This is a genomic window from Actinomadura livida (assembly GCF_014648675.1).
In the GTDB taxonomy this organism is placed as follows: domain Bacteria; phylum Actinomycetota; class Actinomycetes; order Streptosporangiales; family Streptosporangiaceae; genus Spirillospora; species Spirillospora livida.
Genome location: NZ_BMRO01000008.1, coordinates 358,897 through 384,106, shown reverse-complemented (window position 1 = coordinate 384,106; position 25,210 = coordinate 358,897). Strand labels below are relative to the sequence as shown.

Here is a 25,210-nt window from a genome sequence, read left to right as displayed (position 1 = left end):
AAGGCCACGTCCACGCTCGGAGAGCACAACCTGACCAGGATGGGACGATCTTCACGTGCATGATGTTCAAGTCCTCGTACTGCGCCCGGCGCTCACAAAGGGCCTGGCCGTTCTGGCCGCCGCGATCGTGGCCACGGCGGGCATCGTCGCAGCGATCCTGGCCGGCGACGCCCCACCGGTATTCGCCCTGATCGTAGGCGTCCCGTTCGCCGCCCTGATCCTCCTGGCGCTCGGCGCCCTCCTCCGCACCCGAATCACCCTGACGCCAGACGAACTAATCGAACAGGGCCTGTTCAGCCGAAAGCGCCGCCCCCGCACTCAGATAGCCGAGGTGCTGCAGGCGGCCATCATCGTCCCCAAAGAGCCCACGGCGAGAGCCTGTTCATCCTAGACCCCCACCAAAACCTCCTATTCAGAATCTCCACCGCCCCCTACACCCCCGAGTCCCTGAACCACCTGATAAAAGCCCTAGCCGTCCCCCACACCCACCTACAGACCCCAATAAAACCCGAGACCTTCGCCAACAAATACCCAAACACAATCTCCCAAACCGAAAAACACCCCTACCGCCTAGCAGCCGCATTCCTCACAGTCACCTGCGCACTCACCGCCATAATCGCAGCCGCCATAGCAGCAACATGACGCACCACCCCAGCCAGCCAACGATGCCATAACCAACCGACGGCCAATACTCCAAAAGGACACACCACCCCTATGACTTCAACACCCTTCCTAACCGAAATGTTGAAGAAGGCGCCACCCCCACCAAAGCCGAGACGTGGTGCAGACAGCTGGCAGCAAGTCTTCATCGACCTGGGGACGCCCCTCCCCGTCGACTACGTCGCATTCATCAACAAATACGGATCCTGCCAGTTCGCAAGCTTCCTCGGAATCGGCGACCCGCGCGACAGCAACGAATCGACCTACCACCAAGCCTGGTGCGACTTCGGCGACCGATACCGTGCCCGGAAAAATGAGTTCCCAGAGTTCCACCCACTCGCAGCCTGGCCAGATCCCGGCGGCTTCCTAGGATGGGGCAACGACATCGACGGAAACTGGTACGGCTGGGCGACCGAAGGCGAGCCGAACCACTGGCCGACCGCAGTCTGGGGCCGCCAACGCCGTGACGAAATCATCGGCCACATCCCAATGACCGAGTTCCTATCCGGCTGGCTGTCCTCCCCACCCAAGTTCAACGACCTCCCCGACCTATCCAACGAGGACGACGACACCCCCAACCAAATCACCTGCACCCCCTGGTAACCCCACACCGCCCTCGCCCCCCACTCGCACTCCTCATCTGCATCGACATCCGAGAAGAGCAACGCCAACCTCAAAGCTCGCTGACCTACCTGCTGTCCGACCCGGTCCATAGGATCCTCGCCAGTCCGATCGGAGGATCATGAACAAGAACAGCGGTGGCGCCTCTCGGCTCACCACGCCCCCTAAGCCCCTGGACATGGGGCAGACCTTCTCCGAGCTCGCGGAGATGGCCCGAACCACCGTGCGGCTACACCCTCGGCGCGGCACTCCAGGCCGCAAGGAGAGCTCCATGGGCGGCCCACTGCTGTGGCCCAGAGACGAGCAGTGGCCGCGATGCACACAATTCGATCAGCACGGCAGCTACAGCGATATCGACCTGCCAACCGACCCATTGCCGTTGGTGCCGGTACTGCAGATCTTCGCGCGCGATGTACCCGAACTGCCCTTCCCACAGGACACCGACCTGTGCCAAGTGCTGTGGTGTCCGCTGGACCATGACTACGTGGGGGCTGCTCCGGCCGTCACGGTGCTGTGGCGCGACTCGTCCTCGATCACCGACCCGCTTTTGGAGCACCCTCCTGCGGATCCGCCCCACAGTGAGGACGAATACATCCCCCACCCGTGTGTGCTGTCTCCCGAACGGGTCGCCGAATTCCCCGATCCCAGGGACCTACCTTGGGATCTTCAGCAGCGCATCCAGCAGTGGGAGAACGAGGCCAGACATGACTGGAGCTACTTTTACCACCTGTCGGCCGCCCCAGGAACCAAGGTAGGCGGATGGGTGTCGTGGATCCAGGACCCCATATGGCTGACGTGTGAGGCCGGCCACGAGTTGGAACACATGCTGACCATCGCCAGCTGGGAATCAGACGGCCAATCCTGGAAGACCTGGACCCCGGTGGAAGACCGGGGACGCATCGGCTGGCACCCGGGCAACGTCAACGGCCACTCTGTACAGATTCCTCTGGTCCCTGACCAGAGGCCGGCCGACATCATGATCGGCGACGCCGGCAGCATGTACGTCTTCACCTGCACGCGATGCGATCACCGACCCACATTGACCCTGATGCAATGCTCATAAATGACCTCTGTCGGCGGTGCGGAGCGGTACGTCCGAGCCCACCCAGACCTGCCATTCACACCCGCGTTGGCAGCCGGTGCCGCTCGCCTTCTCTAACCCTCAACTCTGTCCGACCCCCACGACATCCTTGGCGTGTGATCAGCGAAGACGACCGCGTATTCGAAGCCGTGCGCACACGGGTGGACTCGGGTGACTACCGCGACGAGAGATTCGGACCTCCAGACGTCGATACCGTAGGCGGCGGAGCATTCACGTACACACCTGACGGCCGACTTCAACGGGTGTACTTGCGAGGTAAACCCGAGTACACCGCCGCCCATACCGCCGGTCTATTCGAGCCGCTACCGCCGCTGACCCCCGCTCTGGGCGCCGCAGTGGAGGAGTGTGAAGCCCGATTGGGCCACGCCCTTCCATCTCTGCTGCGCCGCTGCTACCTCGAACTTGGCGATGGCGGCTTCGGTCCCGCGTACGGTCTGGAGCCCCTCAGGCTCACCCTTCGAGACTACGAAGAGCAACAGCAGAGCTGGCCCGAAGCGTGGCGGCCTATGGCCAGAGCGCTACTACCGATCTGCAACTGGGGATGCGGCATCGCTTCCTACGTCGACATCACTGACCCGTCCCTCCGGATGTGGGCAATCGACCCGAACCCCGCACCCGTGGGGCACCATCAAGATTCCCTGTTCCCGCAGCACTTCAGCATGGCCGAGTGGATGCGCCGCTGGGTCGAGGGAACGCTTCGCCAGCCATGGCTACTCCAAGACCAGAAGACCGGGCGATGGCGTGGCGCGACTGACGCTGAGACCAACTCAGCCCTAGAACCCAGTAGCAGGCGCTAATCACCGCAAACGCACGTGAACCTGACGGCGTTGCGTGCCGCGCACGTACAGGAGCGGGCGCGGCGTCTGTGATTCGTTGCTGTGGTTGTCAGCAAAGAGCCCTCTCCGACGTTGGAGGGGGCCTTTGAGCTGGGAGCCGGCGAGGGGACTTGAACCCCTAACCTTCTGTTTACAAGACAGATGCTCTGCCGATTGAGCTACGCCGGCGCGGGCTCGTCCCGCATCGTAGTCGACTCGGGAAGTTTCTGGGGGGCGGGTGTCGATCCGGGGGGTCGGCGTTCGTGTAGGGGGTGAGAGGTCGGCGGTGGGTCGGCCGGTCAGCCTGGGGGGTACCCGTGGGGAAGCTTGTCTTGGTGGAGCATCTGACGCTTGACGGGGTGATGCAGGCGCCCGGGCGTGCCGATGAGGACGGTCGGGGCGGGTTCGTGCACGGTGGGTGGGCCGTTCCGGGGAACGACGAGGTCATGGCGTCCGTGTTGGGGAAGGACATGGGCGGGGCCCTGCTGTTCGGGCGGCGTACGTACGAGGACTTCTACGGGTACTGGCCTCATCAGGGCGGCAACCCTTTCACGGACGTGCTGAACCGGGCGCGGAAGTACGTGGTGTCGGCGACGCTGCGGGAGGCTCCTTGGGAGAACTCGGTTCTCCTGAAGGACGCCGGGGACGTCGAGGGGATCGAGGAGGGGCTCACGGTGCTCGGGAGCGGGGTGCTCGCGCGGGAGCTGATGCGGCGGGGGCTCGTCGACGAGTGGCTGCTGATGGTCCATCCGGTGGTGCTGGGGACGGGCCGCAGGCTGTTCGACGGCGTCGCGGCGGGGTTGCGGCTCGTGGAGTCGGTGGTGACGACGACGGGGGTCGTGATCGCGACCTATCGCAGAAGGGAAGCATGATGCTTTACGCGCTGAACATGATCCAGCCGGTGGGGGAGAAGCCGCCTCCGGAGGCGCTGGAGAAGGTCATGGCGGAGCTCGGGGTGATCCGGCGGGACCTGGAGGCGCAGGAGGCGTGGGTCTTCGGGAGGCCGCTGCACGGGCCCGAGGCGAGCACGGTGGTGCGGTGCAGGGGCGACGAGATCGTCGCGATGGACGGGCCGTGGACGGAGGGCAAGGAGTTCATCGGCGGGCTCATGATCATTCAGGTGCGGGACCTGGACGCGGCGCTGCAGGTGGCGGCCAGGTACGCGAAGGCGACGGGGCTGCCGTTGGAGGTGCGGCCGTTCCAGGGCGGGTCTGATTGACGGTCGAGCAGGTCTTCCGCGAGGAGCACGGGCGGGCGGTGGCCGTCCTGGTCCGGGTGTTCGGTGATGTCGACGTCGCCGAGGAGGCGGTGCAGGACGCGTTCGCGGAGGCGGTGCGGCGGTGGCCGGTGAGCGGGCCGCCGCCCAGTCCCGCAGGGTGGATCATCACGACGGCGCGGAACAAGGCGATCGACCGGCTGCGCAGGGAGGCCGTGCGGGACGGCAAGCAGGTGCAGGCGGCGCTGGTCGGCGACGTCGAGCCGGTCGAGGAGGGCGTCGTGCGGGACGAGCGGCTCCGGCTGATCTTCACGTGCTGCCATCCGGCGCTGGCGCCGCAGGCGCGGGTCGCGCTGACGTTGCGGCTGCTGGGCGGGCTGACGACGGCGGAGATCTCGCGGGCGTTCCTGGTGCCGGAGAAGACGATGGCGCAGCGGCTGGTCCGCGCGAAGGGGAAGATCCGGGACGCGCGGATCCCGTACCGGGTGCCGGAGAAGGAGGACCTTCCGGAGCGGCTGTCCGGGGTCCTCGCGGTCATCTACCTGGTGTTCAACCAGGGGTACGGCGGCCGGGACGAGCTGGCGGCGGAGGCCGTGCGGCTGGGGCGGGCGCTGGCGGAACTGATGCCGGACGAGCCGGAGGTGCTCGGCCTGCTGGCGCTGATGCTGCTGATCGAGTCGCGCAGGCCGGCCCGGATGGTCGATGGTGAACTCGTATTGCTGGGCGACCAGGATCGCGGGTTGTGGGATCGGGCGCTGGTCGCTGAGGGGCAGGCGCTCGTCCGGCGTTGTCTGCGGATGAACCGGCCCGGGCCGTACCAGATCCAGGCGGCGGTCAACGCGGTGCACAGCGACGCGGCGCGGGCCGCGGATACTCGGTGGGACCAGATCCTGAAGCTGTACGACCAGTTGATGGTGGTGGCCCCGACACCGGTCGCGGCGCTGAACCGGGCCGTGGCGGTGGCCGAGGTCGAGGGTGCCGGGGCTGCGCTGGCGATCGTGGACGAGCTCGATCTGCCCGGTTACTACTTGTTCCACGCGATCCGCGCCGACCTGCTGCGGCGGCTCGGGCGGGTCGGGGACGCCGCCGCGGCCTACGACCGGGCGATCGAGACGGTCGAGAACGAGGCCGAGCTGGCCTTTCTCAAGCGCCGCCGCTCGCGGCTCCCCTGAGGCGGCTGATCTCGTACAGGGCGATGCCGGCGGCGACCCCCGCGTTCAGGGACTCGGCCTGCCCGGGCATCGGGATCGTGGCGAGCATGTCGCACGTCTCGGCGACCAGCCGGCTGAGGCCCTTGCCCTCCGAGCCCACGACCAGCACGAACGGCCCGGTCGCGAGGTCGAGGTCGGTGATGGTGACGCCGCCGCCCGCGTCCAGGCCGGCGACGAAGCAGCCGGCCTTCTGGTACGCCTTGAGCTGCCGGGTGAGGTTCGTGGCCTGCGCGACGGGGACGGTGGCGAGGGTCCCGGCGGACGACTTCCACGCCCCGGCGGTGATCCCGGCGGCGCGCCGCTCCGGGACGACGACGCCGGTGGCGCCGAACGCGGCCGCGGACCGGACGATCGCGCCGAGGTTGCGCGGGTCGGTGATCCCGTCCACCGCGACGATCAGCGGCGAGGTGCCCTTGAGCAGGTCGTCGGGGTGCGCGTACCGGTAGGGCCTGACCTGGAGCGCGATGCCCTGGTGTACGGCGCCGTCGGTGAGCCGGTCGAGCTCGTTCTTCCCCGTCTCCATGAGCGGGATCCGGCGGTCGGCGGCGAGCTGGATCGACTCGCGGACGCGCTCGTCGTTGCCGGACATGACGTAGAGCGCGGTGCCGGGGACGCCCGCGCGCAGCGCCTCGACGACCGGGTTGCGGCCGGTGACCAGCTCGGGGACCTCGCCGTTGGCGCGCCGCGCCCCGGCGGGGCGCCCGCGGTCGCGCACCTCGGCGGCGGCCTTCGTGCGGCCGCCCGGCCCCACCGTGGGGGTGCCGGTGCGCTTGGCGTTCTTGACGGCGCGGGCCTTCTGGCGCTTGCCGTGCCAGTGGCGGTCCTCGGCCTTGGGAGTGGGTCCCTTGCCCTTGCGCTTGGCCATCTTCTCGGTACGCCCCTCGCGACGGTTGCGGCTCGCCCCCGTGGGCGGCGCGGATTTCAGGCGGGACTGCGAACCCCCGCGAACATTCGATTTTATCCCCGTGCGGAACCGGGTCGGTCAGTCTCGCTTCAGTTCCCAGCGGGGGCCCTGCGGGGTGTCCTCGACGAGGATGCCCGCCTTGGCCAGGCCGTCGCGGATGGCGTCGGCGGCGGCATAGTCCTTGCGGGCGCGGGCGGCCTGCCGCTGCTCCAGCGCGACGGCGACGAGGGCGTCCACGACGGGGCGCAGGTCTTCCTCGCCGGTGCGGCGCCACTGCGGGGACAGCGGGTCGATGCCGAGGACGTCCGCCATCGCGCGGACGTCCGCGAGGTGCGCGCGCACCGCGTCGCGGTCGCCGGACGCGAGCGCGGCGTTCCCCTCCCGGACGGTCTCGTGCAGCACGGCCAGCGCCTGCGGGACGCCGAGGTCGTCGTTCATGGCGTCGGCGAAGCCGCCGGGCACCGCGGCGGGCTCGACGTCGCCGAGGAGTTCCGACGCCCGCGTCACGAAGCCCTCGATCCGCTGGTAGGCGGAGACTGCCTCGGCGAGGGACGCGTCGGTGTAGTCCATCAGCGACCGGTAGTGGGCCGAGACCAGGTAGTACCGCACCTCGACCGGACGGGCCTTGCCGAGCAGGTCGGAGAGCAGCACGACGTTGCCGACCGACTTGCTCATCTTCTCGCCGTCGACGGTGAGGAGCCCGTTGTGCAGCCAGTAGCGGGCGAAGCCGTCCCCGGCGGCGCGGGACTGGGCGATCTCGTTCTCGTGGTGCGGGAAGATCAGGTCGACGCCGCCGCCGTGGATGTCGAACGTCGGCCCGAGGTACTTGGTCGCCATGGCCGAGCACTCCAGGTGCCAGCCGGGGCGTCCGGGGCCCCACGGCGTCTCCCACGCGGGCTCGCCCGGCTTGGCGCCCTTCCAGAGCGCGAAGTCGCGCGGGTCGCGCTTCGCCGCCTCGTTCGGGGTGTCCCCCGCGGACCGCATGTTCTCCAGCCGCTGGTTCGACAGCGAGCCGTACTCGTCGGCCCACGACTTGACGTCGAAGTACACGTCGCCGCCCGCCGCGTACGCGTGGCCGTTCTCGATCAGCCGCCGCATCAGGACGATCATCTCGGGGATGTGCCCGGTGGCGCGCGGCTCGATCGTCGGCGGCAGGCAGCCGAGCGTGTCGTAGCCCTGCGTGAACACCCGCTGGTTGCCCTCGGCGACGGCGAACCACGGCACGCCCTGCTCCGCCGACACCGCGATGATCTTGTCGTCGATGTCGGTGACGTTGCGCGCGAACAGCACCTCGTAGCCGGACGCGCGCAGCCAGCGCAGCAGCACGTCGTAGATGACGCCCGACCGCAGATGCCCGATGTGGGGTGATGCCTGCGGGGTGGCACCGCACACGTACATCCCCACGCGGCCCTCTTCCAAGGGCTCGAACGTGCGGACGGTGCGTGTACCGGTGTCGTAAAGGCGCAGACTCACGGGCCCAGGTTATTGGATCGGCGCACGGCCGCGTGTCCTCTCGCGCCGCCCGGTCGCGTGTTCCGGTGCGGCGCGAGCGCGGACGAGCGAATCCGGCCGCGGTCAGGACGTCGAGAAGACCTCATCGAGCCTGGTCGCGAACGCGTCCGCCGCCGGGCCGAAGCCGCCGTGGTCGCCGGGATACGTGTCGGCCTTCGTCCCGAGGCGCTCGGCCAGCGCGTGGGCGGCCTCGTGCGGCGGCTCCCCGACGGACCCCTCCCCCGCGGCGAGGACGATCCGGGCGGACGAACCGCGCAGCGCGTCCACATCGGGCATCCAACGTCCGAAGTACGGAACCTCGTAGCCCACGAAGAAGCCGGTGTTCCGCTCGAAGCGCGCCAGCATCTCCCGCATCTCGGGGGTGGGCTCCGACCCGCCGGCCTCGCTGTCCGTGTCCTCGCCCCCGGACATGCCCATGGCCGCGCCGAACGTGCCCATCGCGGCACCGGCGCCGTCTTCGCGGAAGGCGCGCTCCACCTCCGTGAGGGCCTTCTCCCAGTACCCGGCGTCGAGCATCCGCAGCAGCGGCGGCTCGTGGGCGATCAGCGCCCGCACCCGCTCCGGGTAGCGGGCCGCCAGGTCCAGGCCGATCTGCGCCCCGGAGCTGTTGCCGAACACGAACGCCGGCCCGTCCGCGACCTCGGCGAGCAGCCGGGACGCGTCGTCGGCGTGCACGTCGATGCGCTGCGGTTCCGGCGGTCCGGCGAGCGGGCTGCGCGAGTTGCCGCGCCGGTCGTAGGTCACGACGGTGTACCGGTCGGCGAGCTGCTCGGCGAGCCCGGCGTAGCCCGCCGCGTCGTAGATCCCGCCGCAGATCAGCAGCAGGGCGGGCCCCTCGCCGCGCACCTCGTAGTGGAGGGTCGCGCCGGGGACGTCAAGGGTTCGCACGGTCGTGTTCATCGTGGTTCTTCTCCGTCGTCGAGTCGGTTGGCCCTGAGGCGGGCGGCACGGGATTCGAGGTAGCGCCGCTCGGGGATGCTGGTCGTGCCGCGGGCGGCCTGCCGGTAGGCCTCCAGCGCGCCGTCCGCGTCCCCCGCCTGCTCCAGCAGGTGCGCCCGGACGGCCGCGAGGCGGTGGTGCCCGGACATGCGGTCGTCGCCGTCCAGCGTCCGCAGCAGGTCGAGGCCGGCGGACGGGCCGTCCACCATCGCCAGCGCGACGGCCTCGTTCAGCGTGACCATCGGGTTCGGGGACACGTGCGCCAGCAGCCGGTAGAGCGCGAGGACCTGCGGCCAGTCGGTGTCCTCCGGCCGGGGCGCCTCCGCGTGGACGGCGGCGATCGCGGCCTGGAGCTGGTACGGGCCGGGCGGCGACCAGGTGAGCGCCTCGGTGACCAGCGCGGTCCCCTCCGCGATCGCGTCCGCGTTCCACAGCGTCCGGTCCTGCTCGGTGAGCGGGATCAGCAGGCCGTCCGGCCCGCTCCTGGCGGCACGGCGGGCGTCGGTCAGCAGCATCAGCGCGAGCAGCCCGGCGACCTCGCCGTCGCCCGGCAGCAGCCGGTGCAGCTCCCGGGTGAGCCGGATCGCCTCGGCGACGAGGCCGGCCCGCTGCAGGTCGGGCCCGCTGGACGCCGTGTACCCCTCGTTGAAGATCAGGTACAGCACGTGCAGGACCGCGCGCAGCCGCTCGTCCCGCTCGTCCGGCGGAGGCATGCCGAACCGCGCCCCCGCGGCCTTGATCCGCTGCTTGGCCCGGCTGACGCGCTGCGCCATCGTCGGCTCGGGCACGAGGAACGCGCGGGCGATCTGCGCGGTGGTGAGCCCGCCGACCGCCCGCAGCGTCAGCGCGACCTGCGAGGGCGGCGACAGCGCCGGATGGCAGCACAGGAAGAGCAGCGTCAGCGTGTCGTCGTGGTCGGCGGGGCGGTCCTCGCCGAGCGCGGGCCCCTCCCCCGCGGACGGGTCCCGGGCGAACACGGCGGCCTCGCGGTCGCGGCGGGCGCGCTCGCTGCGCCACTGGTCGGTGAGCCGCCGCGTCGCGACCGTCAGCAGCCACCCGCGCGGGTTCTCCGGGACGCCGTCCCCGTCCGCCGGGTCACCGGTGCCCCCCGTCCACTGGACGACGGCGGCGAGCAGGGCCTCCTGGACGGCGTCCTCGCAGGCGTCGAAGGCCCCGTGCCCGTGCCGCCGGACGAGCGTCCCGAGGACCTGCGGCGCGAGGGCGCGCAGCAGGTCCTCGACGCCCGGCGGCCCCGGCACGGGCGCCGTCACATCTCCGTCCCGGACTGCTCCATCAGCGCCCTGACCTCCATCCGGCCGCCGAACCGGACGTCCGGCCAGCGCGAGGCGATCTCGACCGCGCGCTCGACCGACTCGCAGTCGACGGTGATGTGCCCGGCGAAGTGCTCCTTGGCCTCCAGGAACGGCCCGTCGGTGACGGCGATCCGCCCGTCCTTCTCACGGACGGTCTTGGCGGTGGACGGATCGGCCAGCGCGTCGCCGCCGACCAGTTCCCCCGACTCGGTCAGCTCCTTCATGATCGCGTCGACCTCGCCGAACAGGTCGGCGCGCTCGCGCTCGGTCAGCTCCTCGACGAAACCGGGGCGGTTGTAGATCAGCAGCATGTACTTCACGTCGGTCACTCCCGTTCGGATGCGGGCGGCGGCCCGGACGGCCGCGTCACAGAAAGGATCGGAGCGGCGGGCGCGTTCTCGACATCCCCCGCGCGAAAAGGTTCAGAAATCTCGGGCCAGCTCCCTGACCTGCTGACACAGTGCCATGAACGCCAGCGCGTCGGGCATCTGCGAGGCGACGGTCATCAGGTCGCCGCGGCCGCCGCACGCGTGCACGACCACCATGCCGTTGCCGATCGCGACGTCGCCGACGGCCGCCCAGGGGAGCCGCTCGCCGTCCTTCTCGACGCCGCCGAGGTCCACGGTGAACGGGGCGAGCCGGACGGCCTCGCCCGCCTTCACCGCCGCCAGGTGCCGCGGGACGATCCGGGCCGTGACCTCCTTCGCGACGGCCAGGCCGAGCGCCCGCACGTCCGGGAGGTCGTCGGTGAGCCTTAAGACCGTCCCGTCGTCCGCGACGATCGTGAAACGCCAGCGGGTGCGCTCGTCCGGGGCGCTTCGCACTCCGGACACGGTGACGGAGACCAGCTCGTCCCACGCGTATCCGGCGTCGCCGGGGCCGGTGACCGAGATGCCGCCGGTGTGGAGGCGCACAACCCTGTCGCGGGCGCGCGGCCGGTCCCGGCCCGCGATCCAGCCGACGCCGGCCGCGCTCCCCATGGACAGCAGGAGCGCGGGCGCACCCGCCCACCACACGCCGTCACGCAGGTAGACGACGGCCGCCGGGATCAGCGCCAGCGACGTCAGGCTCAGCAATAACGACCATGCCCACGTGCGCCGATCGCCGGCGCGGCCGTCGAACGTCCGGACCGGTTCGCCGAGCCGGCCCTGGGAATCCGCCATCGTCGCGTGCTATCGGGCCGCGGGGGACCACATCTCGCGCATGGTCCAGCCGTCCGGCATCGTTGCCTCCCTGGCGCTGTCGACGTCCGTTTCGCCTTGCGCGACGCCGGGTCGCGACTGCCGCCCCCGACGTCGTTCATAAGGTACGTCTCCTCACATATCACGCGCAGGGCCGAGTGATCATCGGTAACTGGGAAGCCGTTGCCGTCCGGGCTGGCTAATCTCGCCTGAGGACTCCTCAGGCGCCCTCCCGGAACGAGAGACATGCCATCTGATTCGACGCGGCCCGGCGGGCCCCGCTACACCCCCGTCCAGCGGCGGCTGCTCACCGCCCTCGCCGGGCTCATCGTCGCCGCGCTGGCGGGCGGCGCCTTCGCGCTGACCTACGACGTGCTCCGCGAGCTGGCCCTCGCCGGCCGCGCGGGCGAGCGCTGGGCGCCGCTGTACCCGGCGATGGCGGACACCCTCACCGTGCTGACGATCCTGTCCCTCGTGATCACCCGCAACGCCCGCTGGTGGACGCGGCTGCTGCGCTGGGCGCTGCTGCTGCTCCTCGTGGCCGGTGGCGCGGCGCTCTCCGTCCAGCACTCGGTCTGGGGGTTCGGCCCGCTGCCCGACGACGCGGTCCGGGCGGGCGTCGCGGTCGCGCCGCACGTCATGCTGGTGATCGCCGTCTGGCTGTGGCTGACGATGTTCAAGCAGATCCGCGTCGCCCGTCCCAGCACGGAGGAGGCCGCGCCGCCCGACACGCAGCGCGGCCACGTCAAGGTCCTCGAACCGGCCGCCCCGGAACCGCTGGCGCTGGCGGCGGCAGCCGATGGCGAGGCCGCCGCCGAGCCGCCGCCGATCTTCGAGCCCGAGCCCGAGCCCGAGCTCATCCCCTTCCCGGAACCCGAGCCCGTCCCGGACGCGGCCCCGGAGCACGAAGCGGCCTCACACGAGACGGCACCCCAGGAGCCCATCGACGACGACCCAGCCGAGCGGGAACCGGCCGCTCACGAGGAGTTCGCGTCCGGTGGAAGCCTGTCGTCCGAGCCCGCGCCGCCGCTGGACGCCCTGCCGGAGCCGCGGCCCGCCCTCGACACCCTGCCCGACCCACTGCCCGACCCCGTGCCAGAGCCGGCACCGGAACCGGCGCCCGCCCCGCCCGCGCTGCTTCCGACGGACGTGGAGCTGGTCCGGAGCCGGGAGCGTGCCGGCGCGGAGGAGCAGCGCCCGCTCGCCGCGACGACCCGCCCCGACATCCCGATGCCCGCGCCCTTCGGCGCGGACGCGGACGACGAGGAGCACGACACCCCGCCGCTCGACCGCGCCGAGGACCCCGACGCCGGCGACCGCCCGGAGGACGACGCGCCGGAGGACGACTGGAACCCGCCGCCGTCCAGCAGTTTCCGCAGCGGGCCCACCCCGCCCGTCGACTGAATAGGGCGAGTCACCGTAAAGCACGTGAGCCGCGGCGCCTCAGGGGTAGTGAACCGGCATGGGCGCCTTACTGGCTCGGCTCCTCGACGACGCCGCGCTCTTCCCGCCGCACCACGCCCCGATGGACCGGGCCCTGCCCGCCCACCGCGCGGCCTGCCGACCCGCGGATCCGCTCGCAGGCCGCTTCCTGTGCCCCGCCTCGCGCTTCGCGGAGCTGCGCACCCATCTCGTCCCTGAAGACCTCCTCGACCTGGGCGTCGTCGCGGACACCGGCATCGAGGAACTCCCGAAGACGCTGGACGCCGTCCGCGGCGAACCCCGCGTCCGGCCGGCGTCGGTGGAGATCGCGCTGCCCCGGTCCGCCGACCAGGCCCGGGCCGCCGCCGTGACGATCGCCCGGCTCCCCGCCGACGTGCCGACGCGCATCGAGGTGCGCCGCTCCCCCGGCTGGCTGCACGCGCTCGACCGCATCGCCGCGGCCCGCGACTCCGCCGCCCACACCGCCGCGCACGTCCCCCGGGAGGCCGCGCTCGGCGCGAAGTACCGGGTGGGCGGCTCGGCCACGGACGGCGTTCCCGGCGCCGGTGCGCTGGCGGCGTTCATCGCGGCCTGCGCCGAACGCGACCTGCCGTTCACCTGCGCCGGGCCCGTGCACGCCGTGCGGGACGCGTCGCACCACGGGCTCATGAACATCCTGCTGGCCACGGCCCAAGCAGCCGGTGGCGGCGCGGAGCCCGCCGTCCGGCGGACGCTTGAGCGCACCGACGCCGCGGGCCTCGCCGGGGACCTGCTGGCACTGCCCGAGGCCGAGGCGCGAGCGGCCCGCCGCATCCTGGTCGCGTTCGGCGTACCGGACGTCCGCGGGACACGGCGAGATCTGGAGACCGCGGGCCTGATCAGAAGGCCGGACATTGGGGAAGATAGCTTTCCATGACGACCGATTCGTGGGTTGAGGTCAACGAGGACGGCGGCTTCGGCATCGAGAACCTGCCGTACGGCGTCTTCTCCAGGCCGGGGGAGCTCCCCCGCATCGGCGCGGCCATCGGCGAGTACGTCCTCGACCTGGCGGAGCTGTCCGCCGCCGGGCTGGTGGAGGACCGCCGCTACTTCGCCTCGGGCTCGCTGAACGCCTTCATGGTGGCGGGGCGCGCCGCCTGGGACGCCAACCGCGCCCGCCTCGTCGAGCTGCTCACCGACGAGTCGTACCGGGCGCACGTGCGGCCGCATCTGATCCCCGTCGCGGAGGTGGAGCTGCTGCGGCCCTTCGAGGTGGCCGACTACGTCGACTTCTTCTCCTCCGAGCACCACGCCGCGAACGCGGGCCGGATGTTCCGGCCGCAGAGCGATCCGCTGACGCCCAACTGGAAGCACCTGCCGGTCGCCTACCACGGCCGCTCCGGCACCGTGTACCGCTCCGGGTCGCCGATCATCCGGCCGATGGGGCAGCGCAGGACGCCGGGCGACCCGCAGCCGTCGTACGGGCCGTCGCTCCGGCTCGACTTCGAGGCGGAGGTCGGATTCGTCGCCGGGGTCCCGTCCGTCGCGGGGCACCGCGTGCCCGCCGAGGCGTTCCGCGACCACGTGTTCGGGTTCGTCCTGGTGAACGACTGGAGCGCCCGCGACCTGCAGGCATGGGAGTCCCAGCCGCTCGGGCCGTTCCTCGGGAAGTCGTTCGCGACGTCGATCTCGCCGTGGGTCGTGCCCGTCGCGGCGCTGGAGGCCGCCCGCGTGTCACCGCCCGTCCAGGACCCGGTTCCGCTGCCCTATCTGCGGTGCGAGGAGCCGTGGGGCCTCGACCTGCACCTGGAGATCCTGATCAACGGCCAGGTCGCCGCCCACCCGCGGTTCGCCTCGATGTACTGGACGCCGCCGCAGCAGCTCGCCCACGCCACCGTGAACGGCGCCGCGCTCCGCACCGGTGACCTGTTCGCCTCCGGGACGGTCTCCGGCCCCGACCGGGAGCAGCGCGGCTGCATGCTGGAACTCAGCTGGAACGGCCAGGAGCCCCTGGAACTGGACGACGGAACAAAGCGGACCTTCCTGGAGGACGGCGACACGGTGACCATCCGAGCCCAGGCCCCCGGCTCAGCCGGCTCCCGCATCACCTTCGGCGAGGTGACCGGCACCATCCACCCGGCCCTCCCCTGAAGCCCGCGCGGGCAGGACGGCTCAACGAGTTCGTTGACTTGCGGCGTGTTGTTGTTATGGAGCGCTCCATGACAACAACACGCCGCAAGTCAACGGAAGGCGGTGGACACCCGGTGGGTTTCAGCGAGCTACGCGGGGTCCGGTGGGATTACCAGGGCGTTGGCTATGGCGGCCAGGCCCTCGCCGCGGCCGGTCAGGCCCAGGCCGTCGGTCGTGGTGGCGGTGATGGTGACGGGGGCGCCGCCCAGGGCTTCGGTCAGGACCTTCTGGGCTTCCGCACGGCGTTTGCCGATCTTGGGGCGGTTGCCGATGACCTGGATGGCGACATTGCCGATGGTGAAGCCGGCCTCGTGGACGAGGCGGGCGACCTCCCGGAGGAGGGTGACGCCGGAGGCACCGGACCAGCGCGGGTCCGCGGTGCCGAAGACGGCGCCCAGATCGCCCAGGTCGCAGGCCGAAAGCAGGGCGTCGCAGGCGGCGTGCGCGGCGACGTCGCCGTCGGAATGCCCGGCCAGGCCGTGGCCTTCGCCGGGCCATTCGAGACCCGCCACCCAGAGGGGACGCGGGTCGGACGAGAACGGGTGGACGTCGGTACCGACGCCCACCCGTGGAAACCGTGCGCTCAACTCGGCCGGCCGATCAGCTGGCCAGGACCTCGTCGAGCAGGGCCTCCGCCTTGTCCTCGTTGGTCTTCTCCGCGAGCGCGAGCTCGCTGACCAGAATCTGGCGCGCCTTGGCGAGCATGCGCTTCTCACCCGCCGAAAGGCCGCGCTCCTTGTCGCGCCGCCACAGGTCGCGGACGACCTCGGCGACCTTGTTCACATCGCCGGAGGCGAGCTTCTCAAGGTTCGCCTTGTACCGGCGGGACCAGTTGGTGGGTTCCTCGGTGTAGGGGGCGCGCAGCACCTCGAACACCTTCTCCAGACCCTCCTGGCCGACGACGTCGCGGACACCCACGTCCTCGACGTTCTCGACCGGGACCTGCACTGTCAGGTCGCCCTTGTCGACCTTCAAGACCAGATAGGTCTTTTCCTCACCTTTGATGGTGCGAGTCTCGATGGCCTCGATCCGAGCAGCCCCATGGTGGGGGTAGACGACGGTGTCGCCGACCTGGAAAGTCATGTGACAAGTACCCCTTCCGCTAGAACCAGGGTACCACGTAAACCCGGGTGGCTGAACCGGCCTTACCGGCATATGCGCAGGTCAAGCTGCATATTGGGGTATTGACAAAGCCCTTTAATGGTGCATCGCCGTCCAGTTCCCCCTACCCAGGGTAGCCGGGATGCCACATGCTTTCACCCCCTCGCCCATTACCGGCAAGCCCTCCGGGAGGCAAGCATCTGCGTTGCCGGGGCGGGCCGCGTCCCGCGCCGGAGGTGAGCGGGCCCGGCGCCGCGGGTACGAAGCGCCCGAAGGCCGCGAATGGGACGACACCTTGCGGGAACCAACCCAACGGGACGATGCCCATCGGACGGGCCCATCGGACGGGCCCATCGGGACGGGCCCATCGGGACGGCGTCCCCAGTCGGGACGAAAGGCGTCCGCCCGATGGGACCGTGACTTCCGGAGGGACCACGCCTCGCCGCGGCCGCGGACCGTCGAAATGGCGGGCCGGTGGGACGGATCGCCGGTTCGGTGGGACGGTGGTCCGGGAAAATGGCGGCCCTGGGCCGCGGAGTGCGTCGGCGGAGCCGGATGGGAGGTGCGGCGTGAGGCCGGACGGCGACGACCCGGAGCCCGACGACTACGGGCTCCCCCGCGTTGACGTCGTGGTGCCCGACGACGCCCGCGAGCTCGAGCGCGAGATGCTCGCCTACCGCCGCGAGGAGCGGCGGCGCAGGCGCAGGCGGCGGGTCCGCCGCATCGCCCGTCCGCTGACCCGGTTCGGCGTGGCCATCCCGATCATCGCGGGGGCGCTGCTGGTCGCGCTGCTCAGCGGCGCGCTGATGACGGCGTTCGGGCCGAAGCCCGCGCCGCGCCCGACGGTCGCCCAGCTCGCGCCGCGCCCGTCCGCGAGCCCCGGCGAGGTAGGCGGCCTCCTGCCGGACGGCACCGTCGACCTGGTGGTCGGGGAGCGCACGCCGACGCCGCTGCGCGACCTGCGCCCGGGGGTCATCGGCATCGTCCCGCCCGCGTACGAATGCGAGAGTGTGATCGCGGAACTGGCGGGGAGGACGCACGAAAACGTGCTGAACTTCTGGCTGGTCGCCGATCCGCGCCCCGCCGGCGACGAGAAGGGGACGTCCCTGAAGGAGCTGAAGTCGTGCGCCGGCACCGCCCACTATGGCAAGCCGCTGGTCCTTGAGGACCCGGATGGCGTCCTCGCCGGGGCGTACGCCGCCGCCGCGGGTGCGGCGAGCACGGGGGTGACCGCGGTGTTCGTGCAGCCGGACGGCGTGGTCGGCGACGTCGTCCAGGGGCCGCAGGCGGGGCCGGAGCTCACCGAGAAGGTCCGGGCGCTGCGGTCCGGCTGATACGGTTCCGGGCGCTTTTCCCGGTGATTCCGGGCGTGTCGCGGCACCCCGGCGCGGGACCCGCGGGCGGGTCTCGCTACGCTTCCCCTGGCGTATCTCGCGCCACTCCGCAACTTCCAACGTCACGTCTTTGAATGACACTTCGCGAGGAGACCGACGCCGTGATCCGAAACAGCCGTCGAATGGTCGCGCTCGCCGTCGCGGGCGCCGTCGCCATCGCGCCGGTGATCTCCGGCTGCGGCGCCGGCATGGATGCGCAGTCCGCCGCCCCGGTCCGGCTGACCGAGGGCGTCAACGTGTCGGTCCCGCTGGACGACACGGCGCCGCAGGTCGTGTTGCGCAACATGTTCGTGCTGGGCCCGAAGCCCGAGGTGCCGATCCCCCAGGGAGCGTCGCTTCCGCTCTACGGCGTGCTGATCAACCAGGTCCCGGGCAGGGAGGACCGGCTCACCTCGGTCAGCTCGCCGCAGTTCGGCTCCGCGATGGTCAAGGGCGGCGGCATCACGCTCCCGCCCGCGGCGCGCGACGGGTCGGGCAGCCTGGTCATGCTGCGCGGTGACGCGACGGTCGACCCCGGCCCCGAGGCTCCGGAGACCGCGCAGCCGACCGCGACGCCGGAGCCCACTGGTCCCGGCTCTACCGCCAGCCCGACGGCCAGCCCGACTTCTCAGAACACGGCCGGCCCGACGATCGGCGCTCCTACGCCGCCCACGGGACAGGGGCAGCCGGTGGTGGTCCTGAACGGGCTGCGGGACCCGGACCTGATCGCCGGGGGCCTCATCACGGTGCGGATGCAGTTCGAGAAGGCCGGGGCCGTGGAGTTCAAGGTGCCGCTCATCCTGCAGCAGGACGAGTACAGCACCTACCCCTTGGTCACGCCCAACGGCCAGGCGCCGGCCTCGCCGGGCGCCACCAACGGGAACCAGCAGTCCCCGGGCACCGAGCCCGCACAGCCGGGCGCGTCGCCGTCGCCGAGCGGTGCCGAGTCCCCGTCGCCGACGGGCACGGAGTCCCCTGCGGCCGGCGGTCACTGACCCGCACACGAAACACGCACAGAACGGCCCGTACGGCGAGATCGCCGCACGGGCCGTTCCAGTATGTGCTCAGGGTTCGAACTTGTAGTTCTCGTAGCTGGGGACGACCAGGGACGATATCGGCGATCATGGCATTGACCTGCTATGGAACCTCTAGCAAGTTCTCATCATCTCGCGACTGATCGCACCCTCATGTGCCCTCGTTGTGCCCTGGCTCGCTCGAAGGCCGGAATCCCCAGCCCGCACCTCACCCGGCCTGAGCTTCCCGTCTGCCGTCGTCCCGCGCCCGCGCTGCCGGGCCAGGGCCAGGGGGTGAAGGTGGAGCGCCCCACTGGACGAACGACCTTCACCCCCTGGCCCTGGTCTGGTAGATCTCCGATCGGGACGGCGGCAGACGGGAAGCTCAGGCATCCCCCAGCCACCCACGACCGGTCACGCTACGGGGTCGGGCTTCCCGGAGTCGGAGGCCCCCGCCGGAGGCGTCTTAGGGGTGTTGACTGCCGCTTCACCTGACAGAGTGATCGCAGGCGGCAAGCTGTCCAGGACCTCGATGGCCTGATCAACGCCGGTTATCCGGAGGAGGTCAACGACGCGACGGGACGGCCGGACCAGTATCAAGCGACATCCCATAGCCAGAGCGCGCTTCCATGCCCGAATGAAGGCGTTCAAACCTGCGGAGTCGCAGAACTCCACCCCGGCTAGGTCAATGGCATATTGCTCTGTGGCCTGCGTCCCAATCAGTGGGAGCAACTGGCTCTCAAGTGCTGGGGCGGTGAAGATATCCAGCTCCCCGGCGACCGTGGTCACCGACCAACCGTCCTGCTGGGTGTTAGCGACGCTTATTCTGTCGGGCATCGCGTCTCCCACCGCCATCGTCCGCAGTCTCCTGCCCCGCGAGCACTTCGCCCGCATGCTTGGCTTCGTAGCCAGGCTAGGCCATATGTAGCGAGTGACCTGGGTGGTTTGGCGGCGGCGCGGCCCCACGGTGGCCGGTTGGGGCGGGGCTGGCCGGCGCGGCGCAATGCGCGGCCCGGCGCGGCCGTCCGGTGACCGGCGCCCACGCCGCACGCTCCGGGCGGCCAGGCGCGGGGCCGCGCAGCGGCCTGAGCGCCGCCGCCCCTTGATCTAAGACAGCACAATTCGGCAATGATCACGGGTAGTGCGTCGTCGTGCGGACGGTGTCGGGCTGGCTCAGCGGTGACCGGTTAGGCGAACGTGGCCTACGGGGTGCCAGTCCCAGAGACGTTCTGCGCCGCGTTGGACAACGAGGGTCACGGTGTTGATGGTGACTTGGCGGGTTGGAAGCTCTCGGCCGAGTGCGTTGATGATGGGCCCGGCGGGCTGTTCTGCCTCGCTATAGGCGATCGTCATGTGCGGGGTCCACGGAGCAGCCCCTTCGGTCTGGCCCTCTCGTCCGGTCACTTTGAGTGTGGTTTCCCGGACGGCCTCACGGATGCGGGTAAGGGGCCAGACGGGGTCGACGGCGACGGCGATCGCTTCGGGGTGGTACAGGATCCGGCCGAGCGTCACGTCGACGGGCGGGAGCTTGGCAAGGAGACTCTTCGCCGTGGCGAGCATCTCTTGCTGCCGGTCGTCGCTGATCTCGTCGGTAGATCCGGCGACATGGGTTGTGATGTGGAGCCACTTGGCGGGGGTCATGTGCATGCCGGAGAAGTCGGCGAGTCGTTCTTGGGCGGCCTGGGCGAGTTCACCCGCTGCGGGATGGTCTCCCATGAGCATGTGCCAGTAGATGGTTCCTTGTCCTGGTCCGGGCTCCTCGCGGGTCCGCCATCGATCGGTCATGTGTGCTGGCAGCGGACTCATGCGCTCTCCATGTCGGCATCCTCGGTCAGGGCTGCGGCGTTGAATTCGTGGATCTGCTGTCTGAGCTGGGTCGCGAGCGGACTGTCTTGGTACCGGCGTTGAGTCAGGCGGCGATCCAGGTCAGCGAGGTAGCGCGTGACGGTCGCAAGTCGCATACCGGGGTCGAGCGTCAGCATTTTCGCCAGTTCCTCGGCGGTGCCGTCCAGGTCGCCGTTCAGGAGATGAGCGACTCCGGTTCCAACGCGGATTTGAGCCCAGATGGCGGGAGCGGTGGGGGCGCCTGCGGTCCATGCGCGGTCTGCCAGCTCAGCAGCTCGTAGCGCGCCGTCAAGGTCGCCGGTCCTTGTGGCCACCGAGAGGGAGAACAAGGCTTGGCGCTCCCTCGGGAACGACCACACCGAGAGATCGGAGGGGGCGTCATGGGACGCATCGGCGGACTGTTCGGCTCGGTTCACGGCCTCGCGCGCCCTGATCTTGTCCCCTAGCAGGGCGGCGGCGTTCGCCTCGTACCAAGCAAGCTGGGTCTTCATCGGACCCGGTGAACTGGCTTCGTAACCTTGCCGGGCAAGGTCGGCTGCCTCGATATATCGGTTCTGCCAGCGCGCGGTCTTGGCCTGGGCGTACCAAGCGAACGACTCCTCGGCCCCCGCCTCCTGGGCGAGCAGGAGAGCGGCTGCGGCATACTCCTCGGCTGCCTCGTCGAAGTTGATGTCTCCGAAGATCACGGCTGCGTGGGCGAGAAGATCGGCATTGATGCGCAGCAGCTCACGGGTATGCCGCGGACGATGGTTGCCGCCCACCAAAAGGCTCTGCGTACGGCGATGAAGCTTGATCACCTCGGGGAGAAGTCTCTTGGCGGCGACCCGTGTGTGAGAAGCGGCGAGCGATGAAGTCGAACGGGCAAGACGTGAAACCGCCTCGTCGGTCGTGTCGCTCGCGGTGATCCACTGGTTGAGGCGGGAGATATCCGCTGAACGGGCCAACTCTGCTGGGTCCACCTTGTGCTCTGCGTCCTGCAAACGGGCAGGGAGCGCGATATGCGCTTGAGAGCGTTGGCGCTGCTTCGCGGGCGGGATGAAACCCAGCTGCTCGGCTGTGCGGCCGGTGAGCTCCTGGAGGGCCCTGCGATATGGCGGGTGCGGCCAACGCACTTCGCCGCGCTCCCAGCGACGTAGACGCTCCTCGTCGCACAGCAGCCCATGTTCAAGGGCTGTGGGAGTGCGGTTGAGAGCTTCCGCCATCTCGCTGCGAGTGGAGAAATTCGACTCGCGCCATGCGGTTAGCCACGCGTTGGGAGTCGTGTCGGGCATCCGATCTTGCCTCTTGGGGCCGGAAAAGGGGGCGAAAAGGGGGCTGGTTGGCGGTCCTGACCGAGCGTCATCACTGGTTGTCTTCAAGACAAGCAACACCGTACGTCATCCGAGCACAGTTGATCATGTGGCTTTGGGGAGGCATAGCTGGTGATCCTCCGATCCGGGGAGAACGAACCGACGACGGACGTCCCCTGCACTTCGTGCAACGGGCGGGGATGGTCCTGGATCTCATCGCGGGTTGATCTGCTGCTCGCGCGGGACGGCTCTGGGCGCGGCCCTGAGCGTCGTCGTGAACGTTGCTCTGAGTGCCGCAACGGCAACCGGGCTGAGGTGGCGTAACAAGCCGCGGGGCCGGCAAGCGTTGTAGCGGCTGATGGCGTGTCCGTACCGGGGTGCGGCTGCGCTTGCGGGGATGTGGGTCCTCCCAGTGGTCGCCTCGTCTGCCGGTCCCGCCTTCTTCTCCGAACCGGGGACCAGGGGACGGCCATGACCCTGTGTCGCTGGGCTCGATTCAGACAGTGGGACGCCGTGATCGTGAACGTGGTGGCTCATCCGGCGGTATCCGGACAACGAAGGGAGGGACGTTGTGATGGCGCGTGAGACGGAAAAGGCCGGTGCGATCACTGGGCCGATGGAGTCGGGTGCCGACGATCCGCCGAACGCTCGGCTCAATCACGCGGTTGGAGCGGGGCGGCTGCATCTGGCGGCCTTGGACGCGGTGCTCACCCATAGCGAGGACGCGCTGTCGTGTGGGTTGGTGAGCCAGGCGGACGGCCCTCCGGTCCTGCTCGTGGTGAGCAGGTCTGACCGTGCGCGGTCGGTGATCGTGGGATGTGAGCGAGTCGACGGGGTTTGGTGGTTCGTCCGAACCGACTCCGATGAGCGGGTTGCACCAGTCGATGAGGTTGAGTCGGCTCCGGCGGTGCTAGTCGGCATGCTCGCCGGTAGAGGGGACGACCTCCGATGACCACAGCTTCCCTGGTAGATGCATCGGTGCATCTGCGCTCGCAGACGCTGACGAAAGCGTGCCCAGCCAGCGTGTATCTGACCCGCGCCCTCGTGCGGGAGGCCCTCGACGGGTGGGGCCTCACTGCCTACGCGTCCGACGCCTGTCAGATCATGGCCGAGCTTGCGGGGAACGCTGCGACGCTCTGTGAAGGCGACATGATCCGCGCTTGGGTGAGCCGGATCGACGCAGGGATAGAGCTGTGCGTGTGGGACGGACATCCCGGGCGCCCCGAGGTGCAGATGCCGCGCCATGGTACCGAGTGCGGGCGCGGCCTGATCATCGTCCAGGCGTTCGCGTCCGGTGGCTGGGGATGGTGCAGCCTGCGAGAGGGAAAGATCGTTTGGGCGCGCATCGCCATCGACTACGCGTTCATCATGGCCGCCGCGCGGAATGCTGGCCGCCCGGTAGTCGGTCCCCTGCCGCACGTAGATAGGCCGACCACGCCAGCGGCAACCCCATAGCGGCCCCCGCCCTGCGAGCGCATTCCCACCGGCACCCCCGGCCTGGTAGGTCCCCCCGACGCACGCAGGGCGGGCGGCAACCAACTCGGCTCGGCCGACAAGACGGGGCTCGGGACCCGGTGATGGCGTGACAGTGCCGGTGACGTCTGGTTTCCTGGTTGTACTACTCGTATTGTCGAGCTGTTGGTAGGTCCTGATGTCGGATGACGCTGTTTATGCCCCGAAGTATGTCCGGATCATGGAGGCGCTCCGTCGTCGGATCAAGGACGGGACTTATCCCGTTGGGGAGCCGATTCCGTCTGAGGCGATGCTTGGTCGGGAGTTCGGGGCTTCACGTCCGACCGTGGTTCGTGCGCTTAATGAAATGCAGCTTCTTGGCGAGTTGCAGCGCGAACACGGGCGCGGAACGTTCGTCAAGGCTCCCCCGTCCTCGCGGGCGTCAGACAGCAGTCGGCCGGGCCTGGCTGTCCTGGATCGGCAGGAGACATCGGCGTCGGTCCGGGTTCTGGAGGTCGACCGTCGTCCCGCACCTAATTCGGTGGCCATGCTGCTTGGCCTGGCCGAGTCCGCACCCGTCCACCTGCGGCGATACGTCGGGCTTTATGAGTCCATCGCCAGTGAGTTGGTATCGCTGTGGGCTCCTCTCGATGTCGCACGGGCGGCGGGCCTGGACCAAGAGGGACCTTTGGCCGTCCCGGTGCGCGAGTTGCTGACGGCGGGCACCAAGGAACGGCTGACCCGTGTTGATGAGCGTCTGAGGGCTCGACGTCCCACCGATCAAGAGCGAGAGTCACTCTCCTTGGCCGAGGGTGAACCAGTGCTCTCGGTGCTCGGCTCGGTGGTGGACTCGTCCGGCCGCGCCGTCCTGGTCGTGGACCTCGTTCTACCGGGCTCGCTCCACGTTCTGGAAGACAGCTTCCCGTTGTGATCCAGATCACTCGATAAGTCGTCTTACGATCCTTGCAAGTTGGCCGCTGTCACGTACTCTCTTCATAGGGCAACTCGACAAGGCGAGTTGTCGACAGAAGGAACGATCGACAGGAGCAATCGCCATGGCGATCCAGGGACGGATTCCAGTGAGCTTCGGGGACGTGTTCCCCCACGGGGTGTACGCGACGGGTCCGGCGGAACCGCTGACCAACTTCGAGACCAAGCGACAGGAGACCGACAAGGAGACCGGTCTTCCGGTCTGGGTCGTGGACGTCTACGACGCCGACCCGGACGCGAACCACAAGGCGTCTGCGATCAAGGTCAAGATCGGCGCGCAGGTGTGCCCGGTGGTCCCCGAACCGGCGTTCGGCCCGTTCCGGCCGGTGGAGTTCGACGGCCTGACGGTGACGCCGTACATCGAGGAGTCCGGCCGGATGCCCAACGGTGACCCCCGTGTGCGGGTGGCCTACTCCTTCCGGGCTCGCGCCGTCCGTGCTCCCGGTGGTAAGGGTGCCGCTCGTCCCGCGTCGGCCAAGGACGCTGCCTGATGGCGGGCGGGCGCATGTCGGCGCTGTCCCTGCCCATCGACACGACGGCGAGTGTGCAGTTCAAACCGTTCCGGGCGCGTACGCCGCTGTTCACGGTCAAGGCGGGGCGGGTGCTGGTCACCCTCACCCTTCCCGAGCGACTCAACGCCGGGGATGTGGAGTTCGCGCGGGCGCTGGCTGAGCAGGCGGCGGCGTACGCGGTGGAGGTCGAGCGGCTGTACCGCTCCGGTCGCCGTCCTTCCTCCTCGGGCCGGTCGGCGGGGAAGGGGGTGGCTGCCTGATGGGCGCCTACAGCTACACCACAGTCAATGTCGACCCGGACGGTACGGCATCGGTAGACGTGACCTTGCGTCCGGATGAGCGGGTCTCGCTGCTGTGCATGCGTGACCGTGGCCAGCTCGTGATCTCGCACGCACAGGCGCACGTGACCATCACCCCGACCAACCCGACGGCCCCGACCGCCGAAGACCTGGCCGTCGCGCACAAGCTCGCCGAGTTGTTCGCGCGGTACGCGGCCGAGGTGGAACGGCTCCACGTCCTCAACGGCGCTTCGGTGCCTGGCGCGCCGGTCGACTCGGCGGCCTGACAAGT

29 protein-coding genes and 1 tRNA gene are annotated in these 25,210 nt (G+C 69.8%); 18 read left to right on the top strand and 12 right to left on the bottom strand.

Annotation, left to right across the window (positions count from 1 at the left end):
- Positions 1-55: 55 nt before the first annotated feature.
- The 4 genes from IEZ03_RS21510 to IEZ03_RS38875 all read left to right on the top strand — a co-directional run bounded on the left by IEZ03_RS21510 (position 56) and on the right by IEZ03_RS38875 (position 3,180).
- Complete coding sequence (locus IEZ03_RS21510; RefSeq protein ID WP_184880742.1) at positions 56-391, top strand: hypothetical protein; 336 nt, start codon at positions 56-58, stop codon at positions 389-391.
- A 350-nt stretch (positions 392-741) separates the two neighbouring features.
- A complete protein-coding gene (locus IEZ03_RS21505; protein ID WP_184880741.1) occupies positions 742-1,263 on the top strand; it encodes an SMI1/KNR4 family protein in 522 nt (173 codons plus the stop codon).
- 289 nt (positions 1,264-1,552) lie between these two features.
- Positions 1,553-2,344 (top strand): DUF1963 domain-containing protein, encoded by a 792-nt coding sequence (locus tag IEZ03_RS21500; RefSeq protein WP_221480563.1) that lies wholly within the window; start codon positions 1,553-1,555, stop codon positions 2,342-2,344.
- Entirely contained in the window at positions 2,302-3,180 is an 879-nt protein-coding gene (locus IEZ03_RS38875) for an SMI1/KNR4 family protein (protein ID WP_373293665.1), read from the top strand. Before IEZ03_RS21500 ends, IEZ03_RS38875 begins: the two co-directional genes overlap by 43 nt.
- A 134-nt stretch (positions 3,181-3,314) precedes the next feature.
- Here the strand turns inward: IEZ03_RS38875 and IEZ03_RS21495 are convergent.
- Positions 3,315-3,387, bottom strand: a tRNA-Thr gene (locus IEZ03_RS21495).
- Positions 3,388-3,644: 257 nt separating this feature from the next.
- On the opposite strand from IEZ03_RS21495, the gene IEZ03_RS21490 reads away from it, so the two are divergent.
- The 3 genes from IEZ03_RS21490 to IEZ03_RS21480 are packed head-to-tail and all read left to right on the top strand — an operon-like array spanning position 3,645 to position 5,586.
- The gene (locus tag IEZ03_RS21490) at positions 3,645-4,070 is read left to right on the top strand and encodes a dihydrofolate reductase family protein (protein ID WP_229808452.1); all 426 of its coding nucleotides are present in this window, start codon (positions 3,645-3,647) and stop codon (positions 4,068-4,070) included.
- Positions 4,067-4,417 carry a YciI family protein gene (locus IEZ03_RS21485; protein ID WP_184880737.1) on the top strand — a complete coding sequence of 117 codons (351 nt, stop codon included), beginning with the start codon at positions 4,067-4,069 and terminating at the stop codon, positions 4,415-4,417. Before IEZ03_RS21490 ends, IEZ03_RS21485 begins: the two co-directional genes overlap by 4 nt.
- Complete coding sequence (locus IEZ03_RS21480; protein ID WP_184880735.1) at positions 4,414-5,586, top strand: RNA polymerase sigma factor; 1,173 nt, start codon at positions 4,414-4,416, stop codon at positions 5,584-5,586. Before IEZ03_RS21485 ends, IEZ03_RS21480 begins: the two co-directional genes overlap by 4 nt.
- Here IEZ03_RS21480 and rlmB read toward each other — a convergent pair.
- From rlmB to IEZ03_RS21450, 6 genes are all read right to left on the bottom strand, one after another.
- The gene (rlmB, locus tag IEZ03_RS21475) at positions 5,558-6,490 is read right to left on the bottom strand and encodes a 23S rRNA (guanosine(2251)-2'-O)-methyltransferase RlmB (protein ID WP_184880733.1); all 933 of its coding nucleotides are present in this window, start codon (positions 6,488-6,490) and stop codon (positions 5,558-5,560) included. The two genes, IEZ03_RS21480 and rlmB, sit on opposite strands and share 29 nt — an antisense overlap.
- Positions 6,491-6,607: 117 nt before the next feature.
- A complete protein-coding gene (cysS, locus tag IEZ03_RS21470) occupies positions 6,608-8,002 on the bottom strand; it encodes a cysteine--tRNA ligase (protein WP_184880731.1) in 1,395 nt (464 codons plus the stop codon).
- Between the two features lie 102 nt (positions 8,003-8,104).
- Complete coding sequence (locus tag IEZ03_RS21465) at positions 8,105-8,941, bottom strand: alpha/beta fold hydrolase (protein ID WP_184880729.1); 837 nt, start codon at positions 8,939-8,941, stop codon at positions 8,105-8,107.
- Positions 8,938-10,251, bottom strand: coding sequence for an RNA polymerase sigma factor (locus IEZ03_RS21460; RefSeq protein ID WP_229808451.1), 1,314 nt, complete (start codon positions 10,249-10,251; stop codon positions 8,938-8,940). Before IEZ03_RS21460 ends, IEZ03_RS21465 begins: the two co-directional genes overlap by 4 nt.
- The gene (locus IEZ03_RS21455) at positions 10,248-10,622 is read right to left on the bottom strand and encodes a YciI family protein (protein ID WP_229808450.1); all 375 of its coding nucleotides are present in this window, start codon (positions 10,620-10,622) and stop codon (positions 10,248-10,250) included. Before IEZ03_RS21455 ends, IEZ03_RS21460 begins: the two co-directional genes overlap by 4 nt.
- Positions 10,623-10,715: 93 nt before the next feature.
- On the bottom strand, positions 10,716-11,456 hold the full coding sequence (locus IEZ03_RS21450; RefSeq protein ID WP_184880727.1) for a DUF6585 family protein: 741 nt from the start codon (positions 11,454-11,456) through the stop codon (positions 10,716-10,718).
- Between the two features lie 264 nt (positions 11,457-11,720).
- Between IEZ03_RS21450 and IEZ03_RS21445 the strand changes: the two genes are divergently transcribed.
- The 3 genes from IEZ03_RS21445 to fahA are packed head-to-tail and all read left to right on the top strand — an operon-like array spanning position 11,721 to position 15,026.
- Positions 11,721-12,878, top strand: a complete 1,158-nt coding sequence (locus IEZ03_RS21445; protein WP_184880725.1) for a DUF2637 domain-containing protein — start codon at positions 11,721-11,723, stop codon at positions 12,876-12,878.
- A gap of 58 nt (positions 12,879-12,936) precedes the next feature.
- Positions 12,937-13,812: a hypothetical protein gene (locus IEZ03_RS21440; protein WP_184880723.1), complete on the top strand. Its 876-nt coding sequence runs from the start codon at positions 12,937-12,939 to the stop codon at positions 13,810-13,812.
- The gene (fahA, locus tag IEZ03_RS21435) at positions 13,809-15,026 is read left to right on the top strand and encodes a fumarylacetoacetase (RefSeq protein ID WP_184880721.1); all 1,218 of its coding nucleotides are present in this window, start codon (positions 13,809-13,811) and stop codon (positions 15,024-15,026) included. Before IEZ03_RS21440 ends, fahA begins: the two co-directional genes overlap by 4 nt.
- Positions 15,027-15,154: 128 nt before the next feature.
- On the opposite strand, the gene ispF is transcribed toward fahA, so the two are convergent.
- Together ispF and IEZ03_RS21425 are read right to left on the bottom strand one after the other, a co-directional pair.
- Positions 15,155-15,631 carry a 2-C-methyl-D-erythritol 2,4-cyclodiphosphate synthase gene (gene ispF / locus IEZ03_RS21430; RefSeq protein WP_229808449.1) on the bottom strand — a complete coding sequence of 159 codons (477 nt, stop codon included), beginning with the start codon at positions 15,629-15,631 and terminating at the stop codon, positions 15,155-15,157.
- A 34-nt stretch (positions 15,632-15,665) separates the two neighbouring features.
- Positions 15,666-16,148 (bottom strand): CarD family transcriptional regulator, encoded by a 483-nt coding sequence (locus IEZ03_RS21425; RefSeq protein ID WP_067459337.1) that lies wholly within the window; start codon positions 16,146-16,148, stop codon positions 15,666-15,668.
- Positions 16,149-16,735: 587 nt separating this feature from the next.
- On the opposite strand from IEZ03_RS21425, the gene IEZ03_RS21420 reads away from it, so the two are divergent.
- Complete coding sequence (locus IEZ03_RS21420; protein ID WP_184880717.1) at positions 16,736-17,500, top strand: hypothetical protein; 765 nt, start codon at positions 16,736-16,738, stop codon at positions 17,498-17,500.
- Between the two features lie 161 nt (positions 17,501-17,661).
- The gene (locus IEZ03_RS21415) at positions 17,662-18,534 is read left to right on the top strand and encodes a hypothetical protein (RefSeq protein WP_184880715.1); all 873 of its coding nucleotides are present in this window, start codon (positions 17,662-17,664) and stop codon (positions 18,532-18,534) included.
- 432 nt (positions 18,535-18,966) lie between these two features.
- Here the strand turns inward: IEZ03_RS21415 and IEZ03_RS21410 are convergent, their stop codons facing one another.
- The 3 genes from IEZ03_RS21410 to IEZ03_RS21400 all read right to left on the bottom strand — a co-directional run bounded on the left by IEZ03_RS21410 (position 18,967) and on the right by IEZ03_RS21400 (position 21,668).
- Positions 18,967-19,407 carry an STAS domain-containing protein gene (locus IEZ03_RS21410; RefSeq protein WP_184880713.1) on the bottom strand — a complete coding sequence of 147 codons (441 nt, stop codon included), beginning with the start codon at positions 19,405-19,407 and terminating at the stop codon, positions 18,967-18,969.
- 318 nt (positions 19,408-19,725) lie between these two features.
- On the bottom strand, positions 19,726-20,358 hold the full coding sequence (locus tag IEZ03_RS21405) for a 2'-5' RNA ligase family protein (protein ID WP_184880711.1): 633 nt from the start codon (positions 20,356-20,358) through the stop codon (positions 19,726-19,728).
- Positions 20,355-21,668: an NsdA family TPR-like regulatory protein gene (locus IEZ03_RS21400; RefSeq protein WP_184880709.1), complete on the bottom strand. Its 1,314-nt coding sequence runs from the start codon at positions 21,666-21,668 to the stop codon at positions 20,355-20,357. Before IEZ03_RS21400 ends, IEZ03_RS21405 begins: the two co-directional genes overlap by 4 nt.
- A gap of 592 nt (positions 21,669-22,260) precedes the next feature.
- On the opposite strand from IEZ03_RS21400, the gene IEZ03_RS21395 reads away from it, so the two are divergent.
- The 6 genes from IEZ03_RS21395 to IEZ03_RS21370 all read left to right on the top strand — a co-directional run bounded on the left by IEZ03_RS21395 (position 22,261) and on the right by IEZ03_RS21370 (position 25,205).
- Entirely contained in the window at positions 22,261-22,638 is a 378-nt protein-coding gene (locus IEZ03_RS21395) for a hypothetical protein (protein WP_184880707.1), read from the top strand.
- Positions 22,635-23,141 (top strand): ATP-binding protein, encoded by a 507-nt coding sequence (locus tag IEZ03_RS21390; RefSeq protein ID WP_184880705.1) that lies wholly within the window; start codon positions 22,635-22,637, stop codon positions 23,139-23,141. The genes IEZ03_RS21395 and IEZ03_RS21390 overlap by 4 nt, the downstream gene beginning before the upstream one ends.
- Positions 23,142-23,337: 196 nt before the next feature.
- On the top strand, positions 23,338-24,069 hold the full coding sequence (locus IEZ03_RS21385) for a GntR family transcriptional regulator (RefSeq protein WP_184880703.1): 732 nt from the start codon (positions 23,338-23,340) through the stop codon (positions 24,067-24,069).
- Positions 24,070-24,193: 124 nt separating this feature from the next.
- On the top strand, positions 24,194-24,619 hold the full coding sequence (locus IEZ03_RS21380; protein ID WP_184880701.1) for a plasmid replication, integration and excision activator: 426 nt from the start codon (positions 24,194-24,196) through the stop codon (positions 24,617-24,619).
- Complete coding sequence (locus IEZ03_RS21375) at positions 24,619-24,900, top strand: hypothetical protein (RefSeq protein WP_184880699.1); 282 nt, start codon at positions 24,619-24,621, stop codon at positions 24,898-24,900. Before IEZ03_RS21380 ends, IEZ03_RS21375 begins: the two co-directional genes overlap by 1 nt.
- Complete coding sequence (locus IEZ03_RS21370; RefSeq protein WP_184880697.1) at positions 24,900-25,205, top strand: hypothetical protein; 306 nt, start codon at positions 24,900-24,902, stop codon at positions 25,203-25,205. Before IEZ03_RS21375 ends, IEZ03_RS21370 begins: the two co-directional genes overlap by 1 nt.
- Positions 25,206-25,210: the final 5 nt, after the last annotated feature.